This window comes from Lactococcus formosensis, assembly GCF_018403745.1.
Taxonomy (GTDB): domain Bacteria; phylum Bacillota; class Bacilli; order Lactobacillales; family Streptococcaceae; genus Lactococcus; species Lactococcus formosensis.
Genome location: NZ_BOVP01000007.1, coordinates 80,242 through 96,618 on the forward strand (window position 1 = coordinate 80,242; position 16,377 = coordinate 96,618).

The window sequence follows — 16,377 nt, forward strand, 5'->3', positions numbered from 1 at the left end:
TATAATATTATGATATGTCTATTCTATCAAATTTGAGGGGGATTTCATAGCGCTATTTACGTGAAAGATTTCACGTTACCTGAATAAAGATTATAATGTGGAATTTTATAATATATAGTGTTAAAAATTTAGCGCTGCCTTCTTATTTGGCATGTTGCATAGGATAAGCAAGTGTTTTAGCTACCGAAGTTAAGTGTAGACATGGTAAAATAAGAGGGATATTATGCCTCGAGCTGGCATAAAATAGAAATAATAAAAGAGCAGCAACAATCATGGAATGGGGTGTGATTCCTCAGCAGTCCTTAGTCTACTGTGATGCTATAAGCTAAGCCAGATCTTTGAGTGTTGATGAGTAAATAGAAGCTATCAAGGACTTTTGTTTATTTTTCTTTCTTTTTTTGTGTATTCAAAAATAAGAGAAAAATAAAGTGCCTTGCTTAAGCGAGGCTTTTTTGAATGAGGAGATAAAAATGAAAAAGAAAATATTAACGATAACTGCTTTACTCTTTATAGTAGTCAGTCTATCATCATGTGCCAACAATAATCATGAAACTCAGGAAGCAAACCAATCAAAAGTTGAAATTACAACACCTCAAGGTGAGAAGATAAAAGTTCCGAACAGTATCCAAAGAGTTGTGTCACTTTCACCAGCAGTGACACAAATAATTAATGATCTTGGACAAAAAGACAAACTTATTGCTGTAGATACTCAAAGCCCCAAGTATGTTAGTGGTTTGGAAAAAGTACAACAGACAGATCTGATGAACTTAGATTTCGAGAAAATAATGGCGCTTAAGCCAGAGCTTTTATTTGTAAGTGATTTGACTATGTTTCAATCGGAAGATAAAATCAAAAAACTGCAAGATAAAGGAACGGCAGTTGTTGTCCTGCCCACAGAAAAGAACTTTAAAGAAATTGAAAGTAATATTTGTCTTGTGGCAACAGCCTTAAATCAAAAAGAAAAAGGGGAACAACTTGCTGGTCAGATGGAGAAAGACATCACTGCTTTTAGAGAACAAGCAACACGAATAAGACAGAAGAAAAGAGTATTGTTTGAAATTGCGGCCTCACCAGAAATTTATAGCATGGGGAAGGACACTTATGTCAATGAAATGATTGAAACGATTGGAGCTGAGAATGTTATGGCGAAAGAAACAGGAGCCATAAAAGTTTCAGAAGAAGCAGCAATCATGTCCAATCCAGATGTGATATTGACCAATGTAGAATATGTTCCAGATCCTATTCATGATATTCTTAAGATGAAAGGTTGGGAAGAAGTTAAAGCTGTAAAAAATAAAGCTGTGTATTCTATTGATAACGAAAGAAGTTCACTCCCTAATCAACATATAGTACAAGCAATGAGAGAAATGGCAAAAGCGGTATATCCTGATGAATTCAAAAATTTCAAATAAGAAGAGAGTGAGTCTTATTGTTCTACTTTTAGGACTTTCCTTACTCGCAATGTTTCTTAGTCTTCGTATAGGAAGTGCTCCGATATCAGTAGGCGATTTAGTGAATATTATGATGGGGAGAGGTGATAGGACCGCATCACTTTTACAAAGTATTCTTCTCGAAGTGCGCATGCCACGAATTTTACTTAGCTTTCTTGTTGGTTTGGCTTTAGGGGCTAGTGGAACAGTGATGCAGTCTCTTTTGCAAAATCCCTTAGCTTCGTCATATACTTTAGGTGTCTCGTCAGGTGCTTCATTAGGTGCCTCAGCCGTGATGTTATTAGGTATTAATTTTATGAGTACATCAGTTATGATGAGTATTGGTGGCTTTTCTCTTGGCCTTTTGACAGTTTTTGTTGTTTTACTCTTTGCCCAACAATTTTCTCAAGCATTAGACAACCAGACGATCATCTTGGTAGGGATGGTACTTTCATTGTTTATCAATTCTTTTTTAACTTTATTGATGACTTTTTCGCCAGATTATATGCAGCGCATTATTTTCTGGCAATTGGGCAGTTTTTCAGGAGCTTCTTGGGAAAATGTTAAGCTCTTATCCCTGACTTTTATCTTTAGTTTTTTGTGCTTGATTTACTTTCATCGAGAAATGGATATTTTGAGTTTTGGTGATGTCTTTGCTCTGAGTCAGGGGGTGGAAGTCAAGCGTACGAAAATTATCTTAATTGGCTTATCAACTTTGCTTACAGGAGCTAGTGTAGCCTTGACGGGAGTGATTGGCTTTGTAGACTTGGTTGCGCCTCATGTCGCTCGACGAATGTTTGGTGCGACACATAGATGGGTTCTACCAAGCTCAGCACTTGTAGGAGGTTTGCTTTGTGTTCTTGCAGATACTGTAGCAAGAAGTATTCTCCAATCAAGAGAATTACCAATAGGAGCAGTAACAGCGCTAATTGGTGCACCGTTCTTTTGTTACATTTTCTTTAGAAAAGGACAAGTATGAAATGTTAAAAGTTGAAAATTTGAAAGTTGAGTATTCTGGGAAAGAAATCCTTTCTGATATTAATTTTTCTATCAGAGCAGGCGAAAGATTAGCGATTTTAGGTCCGAATGGTAGCGGTAAATCGACTCTACTGAAGAGTCTAGCTGGACTGCTAAAGTACCAAGGAAAAATTGAGATTAATAAACAATCTTTGTCCACACTAAAAAGAATTGAATTAGCTGAAAAAGTAGCCCTCTTATCTCAAAATACATCTGTATATTTCTCTTACTCTGTCTATGAAACCTTGATGATGGGACTCTATACTCAGTTGAGGAAGCGATTTATGGCAGTAGCGCGTGCCCAGGATAAGGCTCGCTTAGCACAAGTGATGACGGAACTTGATTTGGATAAGATAAAAGATCAGCAGCTGTCGACACTTTCTGGTGGTCAATTGCAGCGTGTTTTTTTTGCTCGGACATTGTTGCAGAATCCACAGATTGTTTTACTGGATGAACCCAATAATCATTTGGATATCTATTACCAACTGGAAATGTTGCGTAATATTGACAAGTATTTTGCTCAAAATCAAATCATTATTGCTGTTTTTCATGACATTAATTTAGCCCTGTCTTTTTCGGAAAATATTTTAGTTTTACATGAAGGAAGAACCTTAAAACAAGGAAAAGCAAAGAATGTCCTATCGAGAAGCTTTTTAGAGCAGCTCTACCAGACGGACGTTGTAGATTATATGCTTGAAAAAAATAAATTCTGGCAAGAGATGGACAAAAAACACGAATAAAAATAGAAATTTTCGAGTGAAGAAAAAATCATAAAAAAAGTGCAACATTGACGTTGCATTTTTTTATTGAGCGAAATGATGCACTTTGGCTTTAGTCATCATTTTTTCTTTTTTAGAAAAAGCCTTCTCACTAAAACGAAATTTTATCTACATATTATAACATATGTATAACAAAATAAAGACAGATATTGAGGAAGAATCATAAATTTGCTATACTAAGGTGTTATATGGCTTATAATTGCGACTAAGGATATGGAAAAATGAAAGAAATAACAAAAGAGGAGCAACGTGATGTTCAGCTAGGGCTCATGTCTTATATTGACAAAGTTTGTCGTGAACAAGATATAGAATACTCTATTAGTGCTGGGACATTGCTTGGTTCGGTGAAATATAAGGGGTATATTCCTTGGGATGATGATATCGATATGATGTTAACGCGTCCCAACTACGAGCGTTTAATGGAAGCGCTTATGCAAGGTTTACCTAAACACTTTACACTTTTGTATTATAAGAACCATACCGCTTATCTCCCTTTTGCTAAATTATATGATAATCGTACTTATTTTGTAAGTGAATTAGATACTTTGAATAAAGGGACTGGACTTTTTATTGATATTTTTCCTCTGGATAGTTTGCCTGAGGACAAAGTTGAAGGTGAACATTTCAAGAAAAAAGTCCGCACAGCAGTGACTAAACTCGTTTCATCAGCACCGAGTGGACTTTCATATGCAAGTTCTGAGAAGCGTATTTATTTTTTTGCGAAATCTCTCCTATGGCTTCCTTACCATTTGCGTTATAAGGGACGTAGCCGTGTACTGGCTGAACGAGTTGATGTTTTGATGCAAAAATACAATGATGAAGAACATAAATTCTGTAATTTTGTGTGGTCGCCGCCAAAGAAAACAGCATATTTTGATAAAGGCATCTTTACAGAATATGAGGATATTGATTTTGAACATTTAAAGCTCAAGAAAATCAAAAATCATGACGTTTATTTGAGTGAACTCTATGGAGATTGGCGTAATCCTCCGAAAAAAAGAGCAGTACGTAACCACAGTTACTATCGATGGTATTGGAAAGATAAAAATGACTAAAACAGCTGTACTTGTCGCCACTTACAATGGCGAAAAAATATTACAAAAACAATTGGATACGATTCGGGAGCAGGAACTGAAGCCCGATTTTGTTCTTTTTAGAGATGATCGCTCGACAGATAATACTGTGGCGTTTTTAAAGGATTATATTGCAAAATATAATTTGGAAAATTGGATCATTAAAATTAATGATGTGAATATTGGTTGGCGTCTAAACTTTCGTCAGCTTTTAGTCGATACTTTAAATTACGATATTGATATAGCTTTCTTTTCTGACCAGGATAATATTTGGCATCTGGATAAAAATCTTCGACAGGTCAGGGTCATGGAAGAGCATCCTGAAATGGAGCTACTTTCAGCAGATATAGAGGTAAAAAAAGTTTCCGAAGATGTGGCAGATTTGCCGCGTTGGTTTACATATTTTAAGTTTGATCAGAATCAAGAATTTTCAAAGTACCCACTTCGTTTTGGCTATTCTTCTTATCGTGTTGGCTGGGTAGTTGGTATGCGTCGAAAATTTATTGCTGATATTGTAAAATATTGGAAACCCGAATATAATATTACCCATGATGTACTCGTTGCCGCTCTATCAAGCTTAACCGAGACGGGCTATAATTTGAACCATGTGGTAGGTACACATTTACTACATGATAGTAATGCTACGGGAGATAGGCTTTTAACTGTACATTCCCCCAAGCAAGTACATGTGGATGAACTCTATAAGTTTGTCGGATTCTATGATGTAATGTATCATGTCTTGCAAGAACGGGGTTCGAACCATGCACCACGAGTAAAGGCTTATTATGATTTTTATGTTAAGCGTCATTCAATGGCACGCGATAATAAATTCTGGAGTGTATTAATGCAGATTGTTAAAGATTGGAACTATTATGATGGAATGAGCGGCCGTCTACGTGATATTTTATTTGCTTTTAAGAGATAGTGTGAGGTAGGGAAGTGTATGATCATTACGTAGAGCAACACATTGCTCATCATTTAGAATCTCAGGACGATGAATATTATAAATTTGGTTATCGTATTTTTGGACCTTATCTCTTTGGGATGAGTGCTTGGCTTTACCAGGAAATAACAAAACAGGATTTAAAAAGAGTTCTTTTTTTGGCACGTGACGGATATATGGTTAAAGAAGCATTTGATTTACTTTTTGAAGGAAGTGAATTTGAGGGGAAACGTGTTGAAAGCAGTTATATTTATGCTTCTCGTCGTAGTTTTGCCGTTCCAGCCTTGACCGAATGTCAGAATGTGGAAGAAATTTTCACCAAGTACCCTTATCTAAAAACAAGTTTTGGTAAAACTTTAAAAAAGTTAGGCTTAAATACTAAAGACGTAAAAAAATTTCCACAATCACTGCTTGATACAGTATTTAATAATTCGCAAGATCTTTTGGATCATCCTGAAGCGCGTGCAGCACTAGAGAAAGTTTTCCCCAATATTTTACAGAACAGTCATCAAGAAGCGAAATTGCTCCAAGAATATTTTAAGCAAGAAAAGATACAAGGTGATATTGCGATTTTTGATATAGGATGGCATGGAACCTTACAAAAAGCTCTTTTTTCCTTAAAAGAAAAATTAAATATAAGCAGCATAAGAGGTTATTATACAGGGATTTTACCCAAAGTAAAGACAGATTCCTTGAAAAAGAGTCAAGGCTATCTTTTTGATAGTAATCATAATCAAGCATACTATAAGTTTATGGGTTTGAACTTTCCAATTTTTGAGCGGCTTTTCCAGCCTCAAGAAGGTTCTTGTATAGGGTTTAAAAAAGAAGGAAATCGAATTTATCCTAAGTTAGAAAGCTTCTTTCATGAGAAAGTGAACGAGGATCTGGCTGATCTCTTAGCAATACAGACTGGTGCTTTGGCATTTGTAAAAAATTTTTCAGAAGAGTTACCATCAGACAGTCCTTACTGGCATGAGAAAGATTCTAACTTTTGGTTTAGTGGCTTTGAACAAACAATAAAAAACCCAATACTATCAGAGGTAAAAGCATTGGGAAACTTAACTTTTGAAAATGAAGGGGATCTTTATTATTTAGCCGCGCCTCAAAAACATATCACATATATATTAAAACCGCATCAGTTTATGCGAGATTTTCATAAGAGTTGGAAGGTAGGTTTTCTCAAAAGTCTTTTTAAAATCCCATTGCCTTATTATGCGTTTCTAAAGAAGCTTTATAAATTAGATATTTGAAGTCCTTAATAATAAAAATCATATCTAATATAGATATGATTTTTATTATTTATGTACGCTTGACTATACGATAGAGAAGCGACTTGAAATATTGGAATTCAGAAGTTCGGTGATAGATAAAAAGGAGAAGTCCATTTGGTAAAATCAGAGCCAAAAAGATGCTAGCCATTAGATTCAACCAATTATTATGTATTTGATTTAACAGTAAAGTAGAGGCACCACTTAAGAGTAATATGCCGCCAAAAATAGCAAGATATTTAAGCTGCTCAATAATATAAACCGAAATTGGTCGCTCAAAAAGTGGCGAATAGATATATTTAGGGAAACTATAACCATAGAGGATTAGAGTACTTAAGAAGGTGCCGAGAAGTACCCCAGTGAGCCCCATAAAAGTGACAAAGAGCAAGGAAAGTCCAAGATTCAGTACCGCGCCGATAACCGGAATATGCCGATTTTCATAGAAAATGCCAGAAGCATCTTGAAAAAGGCGAATCGGTTTACGCATCCCTAACACATAGAAATTCAAAACTATCATGAGTAAAACAGGGAAGCTCAAAGTGAACTTATCGCCAAGCCATACCGCGATAAAAGCTTGCATTGCGAGTAAGATAGCAGAAGAAACGCTTGAAAAAATCCAAAAAGTAGCAAAGCTGAGATTTTTATAAACTTCAAAAGACTTTTCAGTGTTTTTCTCCGTGAGGAGATTACCAATGCTAGCAGTTAAACCACCGAGAGCTGCCATAAGCAGCCCAGAGATGTTCCCAGTAATTAAGCTATAGTTAGAGTATAGTCCCATTGTCGTTAACCCAAGAAATTTGGTGATAACGAGACTATCCGAACCCATAACGACAAATGTTCCGATATTATGATAGAACATGCCGTAAATCTGCTTTTTGAAACGCTGCAAAATTTCTGGATCTAACTTTCGAATTTCTTTTTCTTTAAGCCAAGGATAACGCTTATCTGCATAGGCTTGAATAAAAAGATTTTCGATAATGGAAAGAAGGAGCGCAGAAATAAGATAAAGGGCAAAACTTTTGAAAGCGAAGAGGACAATAATATAAGCAATATTGACGATCAAGGTATAAAGCGTGTCAAAGATATTGACAACATAGTTTTTTTGATCCGCATATAAAATACTGCGCTTATAGCTGAAAAGATATCCTGCAACACTATTAGCTAAAAAGAGGAGGTAAATGATAAAGATATTATCATGAATGCCTTGATAAGAGCTAAAAAAGTTTAGGAAGGGAAGGAGAAGCAAGCCTAAAAGCGTCACAATCGCAGCGACCATACGATAAGCAGTGCGATAAAAGTTCATCAGGGATTTCATGGTTTCAATATCTTTTTCAGCAATGTAGCGGTACATATTGAATACGATGGCACTACCAATACCCAACTCTGCGATAGAAAGCATAGAGAGGATGCTGGTAAAGAGGCCATTGAGACCTTGATAACTAATTCCTAGGGTATAGATAAAAACAGTTCGGGTGACAAATCCCAGAATCATCCCAATAATTTTTTGAATTATTGTCAAAGATGAATTTCGTAATGAATTAACGACTCGCATCGACGTTTCCTTTTCAGTTGAGTTTTTAAAATTACTCTTATTATAGCACGATTTAGGGGACTCTTTATTTTAAGAAAGACGAATGAGAAAATGTGCGAAGATAACAGAAAAAGTGAACGTTTTCTTTTTGAAAGTATTACCGCTTAAAACCGTTATAGATTGCTCTTATGAAGCTTTTTTTATCATTGAAAATATAGTATAATGAGCACAGTGCTCTTCTATACAAAAATGAGTTTACTTGTGAAAAAGAAAATTGATTTTTGGATAGAAATGAGAAGCACAGAAATTTCGAAAAGTGGGAGAAAACATGACAAAAGAAACATTTAAAATGAATTTTGCAGGACGCGAACTTGTTGTTGAAACAGGCCAGGTTGCCAAGCAAGCTAATGGTGCAGTCGTCGTTCGTTATGGAGACACAACCATACTTACTGCAGCGACTATGTCGAAAAAAATGGCGAATGGTGATTTTTTCCCTTTGCAGGTTAATTACGAAGAAAAAATGTATGCTGCTGGAAAATTCCCAGGGGGCTTTAATAAGCGTGAAGCACGACCATCAACTTATGCTACCTTGACCGCTCGTTTAATCGATCGCCCTATACGTCCGATGTTTGCTGAGGGTTTTCGAAATGAAGTGCAAGTAATCAACACTGTACTCTCTTATGACGAGGATGCGAGTGGACGAATGGCAGCGATGTTTGGAAGTTCCTTAGCACTAGCCATTTCAGATATCCCTTTTGATGGTCCGATTGCGGGTGTTGAAGTGGGGTATGTAGATGGAGAAATCGTCATTAATCCAGATGTTGCACAGATGCAGAGGTCTGATTTGGATCTTGCTGTTGCTGGAAATATCGATGCGATTAACATGGTTGAGTCAGGTGCAAAAGAACTATCAGAAACAATCATGCTTGAGGCTTTGCTTGCAGGGCATGAAGCGGTCAAAGAATTGATTGCTTTCCAAAATGAAATTGTAGCTAAAGTAGGTAAGAACAAAGCGGAAGTTGAACTTTTACGTGTTGATGAAACCCTAAAAGCTCAAATTATTGCAGATTATAATAAAGATCTGCAGGCTGCTGTCCAAGTGGAAGAAAAGCTTGCGCGTGAATCGGCCACTCAAGCCGTTAAAGATCGTGTCAAATCAGAATATGAAACAACCTATGCTGATCATGAAGAATTTGAACGAATTATGCGAGATGTTGCTGAAATTCTGGAAGGAATGGAACATACAGAAGTACGTCGACTGATCACAGAAGATAAAATCCGTCCTGATGGTCGTAAAGTTGATGAAATTCGTCCATTAGAAGCCGAAATTGATTTTACACCAAATACAATTACACATGGTTCAGCTCTCTTTACACGAGGACAAACGCAAGCCCTGTCAACTTTGACTTTGGCCCCGATGGGTGAAGCACAAGTTATTGATGGCTTAGACATTGAATATAAAAAACGTTTTATGCATCATTACAATTTTCCGCAGTATTCAGTTGGAGAAACTGGACGTTATGGTGCTCCAGGTCGTCGCGAAATAGGACATGGGGCACTTGGTGAACGTGCACTTGAGCAAGTTATGCCCTCGCTAGAAGAATTTCCTTATGCTGTCCGTTTGGTTGCGGAAGTACTGGAGTCAAATGGCTCTTCATCTCAAGCTTCGATTTGTGCAGGCACCTTAGCTTTGATGGCTGGTGGAGTACCCATCAAAGCACCTGTAGCTGGAATTGCTATGGGCTTAATCTCAGATGGTTCCAACTATACTATTTTGACAGATATCCAAGGTTTGGAAGACCACTTTGGCGATATGGATTTTAAAGTTGCAGGTACACGAGAGGGAATTACTGCTCTACAAATGGACATCAAAATTTCAGGAATAACCGCCGAAATTTTGGCAGAAGCACTTGCACAAGCAAAACGTGCGCGCTTTGAAATATTAGATGTAATTGAAGCAACAATTTCAGAACCCCGTCCAAATCTTGCGCCATCAGCGCCTAAAATTGATACGATTAAAATTGATACGGACAAGATTAAAGTTGTTATTGGTAAGGGTGGCGAAACGATCGACAAAATCATCGAAGAAACAGGAGTCAAAATTGACATCGATGAAGACGGACTTTGTTCAATCTTTTCACCTGATCAGGCAGCTATTGACCGTGCGAAAGAAATCATTACAGAATTGGTCCGCGAAGCTAAGGTGGGTGATGTATATGAGGCCAAGGTAGTGAGGATTGAGAAATTTGGAGCATTTGTCCATCTTTTTGGCCATACTGATGCAATGGTGCATATTTCAGAACTTGCGTGGGGACGTACCAACAAAGTTGAAGATGCGTTACATATCGGCGATGTTATTAAGGTCAAAATTATAAAAGTTGACGACAAAGGTCGTGTCGATGCATCAGTACGTGCTCTGGTAGAGAAACCGGAAGGCTATGTGGAACCTGAACATAAAACACGTGAACGCCGCAATGGAAATAATGGAAACGGTTCGCGTGGCTATCAGAAAGAAAAACCGTCTGGTCCTAAGTTTGAACGTCGTGAGCGCAAAGCTCCAGTCATAGATGAAGAGTTTCCAGAATTATCAACAACTCGACCTGAATGATAAAAAGGAGGAAGGCGCAGTGTAATGCGCTTTTCCTATAGATTTTTGCTATAATAAATGAATATGAAAAATAAAAAGAGAGGCTTTTGGCAGGAAGCCATCCGTGTCACGAAAGAAAATGATCCTGCTGCACGAACTGGGCTAGAAGTTCTCTTGACCTATCCGGGAGTAAAGGCTCTAGCAGCACATCGATTTAGTCACTGGCTTTGGACACATAACTTTAAACTTTGGGCTCGGATGAATTCACAGTTTTGGCGATTTTGGACACAAATCGAAATTCATCCAGGAGCAACGATTGCTCACGGGGTATTTATTGACCACGGCTCTGGATTGGTTATCGGTGAGACAGCGATAGTGGAAACTAACGTCAAGCTTTATCATGGCGTAACTCTTGGAGGAACAGGGAAAGATAAAGGAAAACGTCATCCCACGGTACGCAAAGGTGCCTTAATATCAGCCCACTCACAATTGCTTGGTCCTATCGAAATTGGTGAAAATGCCAAAGTAGGTGCTGGGGCTGTTGTCGTAAGTGATGTCCCACCCGATGTTACAGTGGTAGGAATTCCAGCAAAAGTTGTTCGAGTGAAGGGGCAAAAAGACTCAGAGAAAATTTCGTCCATAGAAGAAAAAAGGGAGGCGAGCTATCATGCTTCACATCTATAATACAATGACAAGAAAAATCGAGGAATTCCATCCCCTCGAAGAAAATAAAATTAAGATGTATGTTTGTGGACCAACAGTCTATAACTACATTCATATCGGCAATGCACGCTCTGTCGTTGCTTTCGATGTAATTCGTAGATATATGGAATACCGTGGCTTTGAAGTGACCTATGTTTCGAATTTTACAGATGTTGATGATAAAATTATCAAAGGAGCCGTTCAGGAGAATCTTACACCACTTGAATTATCTGACAAATATATTGCAGCATTCTATCAAGATACTGATGCTCTCAATGTTAAACGTGCAACTGCAAATCCAAGAGCGACAAATTATATTGACAAAATGATCACTTTTATTCAAGATCTAATGGATAAAGGGTTTGCTTATGAAGCAGAAGGGGATGTCTATTTCCGTGTCGCCAAATCAGAAGGGTATGCTAAACTTGCAAATAAAAATTTAGAAGAACTTCTCCAAGGCGCTTCTGGTCGAACAGATGAAGAAACAGCACGTAAAGAAAGTCCAGCGGACTTTGCATTATGGAAAGCTGCGAAAAAAGATGAAATCTCTTGGCCAAGTCCTTGGGGGGAGGGGCGTCCAGGGTGGCACATTGAATGTTCAGTGATGAGCAGTGACCTCTTAGGAGATACTTTAGATATCCATGCTGGAGGGGCTGACTTGGAGTTTCCTCATCATACCAATGAAATTGCGCAATCAGAAGCTAAAACAGGCAAAAAATTTGTGAACTACTGGATGCACAATGGATTTGTGAATGTCAGTGGTGAAAAAATGTCCAAGTCTTTAGGAAACTTTAAAACTGTGCATGAAATGCTTGATGTAGTGAGTCCAACTGTTCTCCGTTTTTTCTTGGCCACCACTCATTATCGTCGTCCTGTAAACTTTACGGATGAAGCCGTACAAGATGCAGAAAACAATGTTAAAAAGATTGAAAATGCCTACCGTAACCTTGAAGTAGAGGGTCAAGCGGACTTAGAAGTGCTTGCTAAATTTAAAGCAGAATTTGAAACAGCAATGGATGAGGACTTCAATATTGCGAATGGATTGACCGTTTTTTATGATTTTATCACTTGGGTAAATAAGGGAAATGGTGGATCAGAAATTAAAGCTTTCTTTGACGATATTCTCTTAATTCTCGGATTGCATTTTGAAAATCAAGATGTAAGATTAGATGCTGAAATTGAAGAATTAATCGAAGCAAGACAAGCGGCAAGAGCAGCTCGAGATTTCGCTCAAGCCGACAAGATTCGTGATGAATTAAAGGCACAGGGGATTGTACTTGAAGATACTGCACAGGGTGTGAGGTGGCATCGTGAATAAAAAAGACGCAGAATTATTAAATGGTATTGCGCTAGCTTATATTGGAGATGCCGTTTATGAAGTTTTTGTTAGAGATCACCTTCTAAATAAAGGGCTAACCAAACCAGGAGAACTTCAACGTCAAGCGACTCAGTATGTTTCTGCCAAAGCGCAAGCTGCCTTGATTCGTAAAATGGAAGAAGTTGATTTTCTAACTGAAGAAGAACTGCTTTATTTCAAGCGTGGGCGAAATGCTCACTCTAAAACAACAGCTAAAAACACAGATGTTGTAACGTATCGTGTTTCCACAGGTTTTGAAGCAGTTGTAGGGTTCTTGCACTTGACAAAAAAGCCAGAGCGTTTAGAAGAATTTGCTGCCTTTTGTATTAAGAATATTGACGTCTCTGTAAAATAGTTCAAAATATTTCTCAAAAGCATATTTTTTCGTTACAATACATAACAAGAGATGTATATTAAAGAAAAGAAGCTGGGCAAAAAATATGTATAGAGTAATCACAATGTCAGGCTATGATGAACCATGGTGGTTTTTTGAAGACTGGCAAAAAGATATTCAATCGGTAGATGAATATGAAGACTTCTATCAAGCTTTGAAAAAGTACAAAAGTGAATGGCTAAAAATGGCAAAAAGCTATAAAGAGTTTAAAAGCCAAGATGACCTTTTAGCTGCATTCTGGAGAAGTGGAGATGAAATCTGGTGTGAAGAATGCGCAGGCTATCTCCAACGTTATCAAAGTTTGATGCTTTTAGAAGATTGGCATGTACTTCCAGTAGAGAAAAAGCGCTGGGCGTATGGTAAATCTTCTGGAGAATTACCTCCCAAATTTTGTAATAAATTCTGGGATAAAAAATAATCAAGTAGAAAAGGCTTCTAGTCATTGAACTAGGAGTCTTTTAATGTCTAAACTTTTCTAAGTAAAATACTATTGAAGATTAAATTATTTTGTTATAATTGTTTTATAATTAAATTCTAATCAAAATAGAAAGGAAATATGCTTGAAAAAACTACTTGTTATCACTGATATCACATTGGTTCTTGTGGCTGTTCTTTTAATTTTTGCTGTGCAACAAGATGAGAATTCTGTTGTAGCACCAACGGTAGGGCTTGTTCAAGCAGATCAATATAGTCCAGAAAAAACAATTAATGTTGAACAGATAAAGAGGGGAAATTTTGAAACAATTCAAGGGGAGTGGGTCAATGATGAAAGTGATATTGATGGTAGAACAGTACGGATTTTAGACGCAAAAGTGATCAAGCAGAAACGTGAGTTTCATCTCCGTTATGGAGGCATAGATGAACAAACAGGTCAGGTTTACTTATGGATGTATTTGGAAGGGATTGCTCCTGAAAATGGCTCACGATTTGAGATATACCCTAAAGGTAGTCCTATCCCAGTCAAACTAAGAAATGGTACAATTGATTATTCGGGAAAATATGATCCGACATTTCGAGGAGAGGACAGAATTCTACCAGAAGGTTCAGCCCGAACAGTAGAAGAGCTTGCTTCATTGGTCCTGTATCGTGATACAGAAACAAAAGCGTAAAAATTAATTGGGGAATACTCTTGAAAATATTTTTGAAAAGAGTTAAAATAGTTCTATCATAAAAACTCGATGGTCAAGGCTCGGGAAGATATGTGCTTTTTAGCATGTATTTTTCACTGGCTTTGGCTTTTTGTTTTGTAAAAATGGAGAAATTATGGAATTTCAAGAAAAATATGATGTTATAGTGATAGGTGCGGGGCACGCTGGTGTAGAAGCAGCACTCGCCTCAGCTCGTATGGGAAGCAAAACGCTTTTATTAACAATTAACCTCGATATGGTAGCTTTCATGCCTTGTAATCCCTCAATCGGTGGGTCTGCTAAAGGAATAGTCGTACGTGAAATCGATGCTCTCGGCGGCGAAATGGGAAAAAATATTGACAAAACTTATATTCAGATGAAAATGTTGAATACTGGTAAAGGTCCCGCAGTTCGTGCCTTACGTGCACAAGCAGACAAGGCGCTGTATTCTCAGGAAATGAAGCATACAGTAGAAAATCAAGAAAATCTAACTTTGCGTCAAGCCATGGTGGAAGAGATTCTGGTGGAAGATGAAAAAGTAACAGGCGTAAAAGTTACAACGGGGGCGAAGTATGCTGCCCAAGCAGTTATTGTTACTACAGGAACTGCTTTACGCGGTGAAATTATCATCGGTGAGCTTAAATATTCCTCAGGACCAAACAATTCGCTAGCCTCTGTTAGCTTGGCTGATAACTTACGCAATTTGGGCTTTGAAATTGGACGCTTTAAAACAGGAACGCCACCACGTGTACTCTCATCAAGTATTAATTATGACGCGACTGAGATTCAACCAGGAGATGACAAGCCTAATCACTTTAGCTTTTTGTCAAAAGACGAAGATTATCTCAAAGAACAAATCCCTTGTTGGCTTACATACACAAGTAAAACGACACATGAGATTATTCAAGAAAATTTACACCGTGCCCCAATGTTTTCAGGAATTGTTAAAGGAGTTGGCCCCCGTTATTGTCCTTCTATAGAAGATAAAGTTGTACGCTTTGCGGACAAACCACGTCATCAACTCTTCTTGGAACCAGAAGGACGGAATACAGAAGAAGTATATATCCAAGGTCTATCTACAAGTTTACCCGAAGATGTTCAGTTTGATTTGGTCCGTTCCATTCCAGGTTTAGAAGAGGCAAAAATGATGCGTACTGGGTATGCTATCGAATATGATGTGGTTCTGCCGCATCAGCTCCGTCCAACATTGGAAACAAAACTTGTTTCTGGACTTTTCACTGCGGGGCAAACAAATGGCACATCTGGCTATGAAGAAGCAGCAGGTCAAGGACTGGTTGCCGGGATTAACGCTAGTCTTAAAGTTCAAGGTAAAGAAGAGCTTATCCTTAAGCGAAGTGATGCATATATTGGTGTAATGATTGATGACCTCGTGACCAAAGGTACATTAGAACCCTATCGATTATTGACTTCACGTGCTGAATATCGTTTGATTTTACGCCATGATAACGCGGATATGCGTTTGACAAGGACAGGACGAGAAATAGGCTTAGTGGATGATGAACGTTGGAATGCTTTCCAAGATAAAGTCACCTCTTATCAAACAGAAATTGCTCGTCTCAATAAAGAAAAGCTTAAACCTCTTGCAGATACACAGGAAAAACTGGGGGCTATGGGATTTGGTCCAATTAAAGATGCTTTGACAGGTATTGAATTCTTAAAACGTCCGGAAGTGAAATATGCGGATGTGATCAGGTTTGTTGGCGAATCTTCTGAGAAACTTGACCGAACTGTTATTGAACTTATTGAAACAGAAGTTACTTATGAAGGGTACATCAAAAAAGCAAAAGAACAAGTAGAGAAGATGCACCGCTTAGAAGCTAAACGAATACCTAAGAATATGAATTGGGATGCCTTAGACAGTATTGCAACTGAAGCACGACAAAAATTTAAAAAAATAAATCCTGAAACTTTAGGACAAGCTAGTCGTATTTCAGGAGTAAATCCTGCCGATATTTCTATTTTGATGGTCTATCTTGAAGGAAAAAGATAAAAAACGAAAAATCAGACGCATTCCGTCTGATTTTTCATATGCCAAGAACGTGACAACGGCGGGGTTTTCCGAACGAATGCAAAAAAAAACAGAAAAAAGGACAGTTTATTCTTGACAGAAGGGAGTGAGTTTGATAGAATATAATAGTTGTCGCGAGA

Annotated in this window: 14 protein-coding genes; 13 read left to right on the forward strand and 1 reads right to left on the reverse strand. The window is 37.7% G+C overall.

Translation table 11 applies throughout. The annotated features are described in order from the left end of the window. Positions 1-470 precede the first annotated feature (470 nt). The 6 genes from KJS37_RS08655 to KJS37_RS08680 all read left to right on the forward strand — a co-directional run bounded on the left by KJS37_RS08655 (position 471) and on the right by KJS37_RS08680 (position 6,492). The gene (locus KJS37_RS08655) at positions 471-1,412 is read left to right on the forward strand and encodes an ABC transporter substrate-binding protein (protein ID WP_213496903.1); all 942 of its coding nucleotides are present in this window, start codon (positions 471-473) and stop codon (positions 1,410-1,412) included. Then, a complete protein-coding gene (locus KJS37_RS08660) occupies positions 1,390-2,409 on the forward strand; it encodes a FecCD family ABC transporter permease (protein WP_096369137.1) in 1,020 nt (339 codons plus the stop codon). The genes KJS37_RS08655 and KJS37_RS08660 overlap by 23 nt, the downstream gene beginning before the upstream one ends. 1 nt (position 2,410) lies before the next feature. After that, entirely contained in the window at positions 2,411-3,187 is a 777-nt protein-coding gene (locus tag KJS37_RS08665; RefSeq protein WP_213496905.1) for an ABC transporter ATP-binding protein, read from the forward strand. 260 nt (positions 3,188-3,447) lie between these two features. Continuing rightward, on the forward strand, positions 3,448-4,281 hold the full coding sequence (locus KJS37_RS08670) for a LicD family protein (RefSeq protein ID WP_213496907.1): 834 nt from the start codon (positions 3,448-3,450) through the stop codon (positions 4,279-4,281). Then, positions 4,196-5,224, forward strand: coding sequence for a glycosyltransferase (locus tag KJS37_RS08675; RefSeq protein WP_243415556.1), 1,029 nt, complete (start codon positions 4,196-4,198; stop codon positions 5,222-5,224). Before KJS37_RS08670 ends, KJS37_RS08675 begins: the two co-directional genes overlap by 86 nt. Positions 5,225-5,343: 119 nt before the next feature. Further along, positions 5,344-6,492: a glycosyl transferase gene (locus tag KJS37_RS08680; RefSeq protein WP_244851383.1), complete on the forward strand. Its 1,149-nt coding sequence runs from the start codon at positions 5,344-5,346 to the stop codon at positions 6,490-6,492. Positions 6,493-6,541: 49 nt separating this feature from the next. Here KJS37_RS08680 and KJS37_RS08685 read toward each other — a convergent pair whose 3' ends face one another. Next, entirely contained in the window at positions 6,542-8,062 is a 1,521-nt protein-coding gene (locus KJS37_RS08685) for a lipopolysaccharide biosynthesis protein (RefSeq protein WP_165713944.1), read from the reverse strand. Positions 8,063-8,369: 307 nt separating this feature from the next. Here KJS37_RS08685 and pnp point away from each other — a divergent pair, with 307 nt between their 5' ends. From pnp to mnmG, 7 genes are all read left to right on the forward strand, one after another. Further along, a complete protein-coding gene (gene pnp / locus KJS37_RS08690; protein WP_213496911.1) occupies positions 8,370-10,649 on the forward strand; it encodes a polyribonucleotide nucleotidyltransferase in 2,280 nt (759 codons plus the stop codon). A 63-nt stretch (positions 10,650-10,712) separates the two neighbouring features. Further along, entirely contained in the window at positions 10,713-11,312 is a 600-nt protein-coding gene (gene cysE, locus KJS37_RS08695) for a serine O-acetyltransferase (RefSeq protein ID WP_017370358.1), read from the forward strand. Next, positions 11,296-12,648, forward strand: a complete 1,353-nt coding sequence (cysS, locus tag KJS37_RS08700) for a cysteine--tRNA ligase (RefSeq protein WP_213496913.1) — start codon at positions 11,296-11,298, stop codon at positions 12,646-12,648. The genes cysE and cysS overlap by 17 nt, the downstream gene beginning before the upstream one ends. Continuing rightward, positions 12,641-13,042 carry a Mini-ribonuclease 3 gene (locus tag KJS37_RS08705; RefSeq protein WP_213496915.1) on the forward strand — a complete coding sequence of 134 codons (402 nt, stop codon included), beginning with the start codon at positions 12,641-12,643 and terminating at the stop codon, positions 13,040-13,042. Before cysS ends, KJS37_RS08705 begins: the two co-directional genes overlap by 8 nt. An 85-nt stretch (positions 13,043-13,127) precedes the next feature. Next, on the forward strand, positions 13,128-13,499 hold the full coding sequence (locus KJS37_RS08710) for a DUF1033 family protein (protein ID WP_017370355.1): 372 nt from the start codon (positions 13,128-13,130) through the stop codon (positions 13,497-13,499). Positions 13,500-13,641: 142 nt separating this feature from the next. Beyond that, positions 13,642-14,190 (forward strand): hypothetical protein, encoded by a 549-nt coding sequence (locus tag KJS37_RS08715; protein WP_213496917.1) that lies wholly within the window; start codon positions 13,642-13,644, stop codon positions 14,188-14,190. Between the two features lie 154 nt (positions 14,191-14,344). Next, positions 14,345-16,219: a tRNA uridine-5-carboxymethylaminomethyl(34) synthesis enzyme MnmG gene (mnmG, locus tag KJS37_RS08720; RefSeq protein ID WP_017370353.1), complete on the forward strand. Its 1,875-nt coding sequence runs from the start codon at positions 14,345-14,347 to the stop codon at positions 16,217-16,219. Positions 16,220-16,377 lie beyond the last annotated feature (158 nt).

What these genes read in the sequence shown, in the direction of transcription:
- KJS37_RS08655 (WP_213496903.1), top strand. Translation starts at nt 471, where the DNA reads ATGAAAAAGAAAATATTAACGATAACTGCTTTACTCTTTATAGTAGTC.
- KJS37_RS08660 (WP_096369137.1), top strand. Translation starts at nt 1,390, where the DNA reads ATGAATTCAAAAATTTCAAATAAGAAGAGAGTGAGTCTTATTGTTCTA.
- KJS37_RS08665 (WP_213496905.1), top strand. Translation starts at nt 2,411, where the DNA reads ATGTTAAAAGTTGAAAATTTGAAAGTTGAGTATTCTGGGAAAGAAATC.
- KJS37_RS08670 (WP_213496907.1), top strand. Translation starts at nt 3,448, where the DNA reads ATGAAAGAAATAACAAAAGAGGAGCAACGTGATGTTCAGCTAGGGCTC.
- KJS37_RS08675 (WP_243415556.1), top strand. Translation starts at nt 4,196, where the DNA reads ATGGAGATTGGCGTAATCCTCCGAAAAAAAGAGCAGTACGTAACCACA.
- KJS37_RS08680 (WP_244851383.1), top strand. Translation starts at nt 5,344, where the DNA reads ATGAGTGCTTGGCTTTACCAGGAAATAACAAAACAGGATTTAAAAAGA.
- KJS37_RS08685 (WP_165713944.1), bottom strand. Translation starts at nt 8,062, where the DNA reads ATGCGAGTCGTTAATTCATTACGAAATTCATCTTTGACAATAATTCAA.
- pnp (WP_213496911.1), top strand. Translation starts at nt 8,370, where the DNA reads ATGACAAAAGAAACATTTAAAATGAATTTTGCAGGACGCGAACTTGTT.
- cysE (WP_017370358.1), top strand. Translation starts at nt 10,713, where the DNA reads ATGAAAAATAAAAAGAGAGGCTTTTGGCAGGAAGCCATCCGTGTCACG.
- cysS (WP_213496913.1), top strand. Translation starts at nt 11,296, where the DNA reads ATGCTTCACATCTATAATACAATGACAAGAAAAATCGAGGAATTCCAT.
- KJS37_RS08710 (WP_017370355.1), top strand. Translation starts at nt 13,128, where the DNA reads ATGTATAGAGTAATCACAATGTCAGGCTATGATGAACCATGGTGGTTT.
- mnmG (WP_017370353.1), top strand. Translation starts at nt 14,345, where the DNA reads ATGGAATTTCAAGAAAAATATGATGTTATAGTGATAGGTGCGGGGCAC.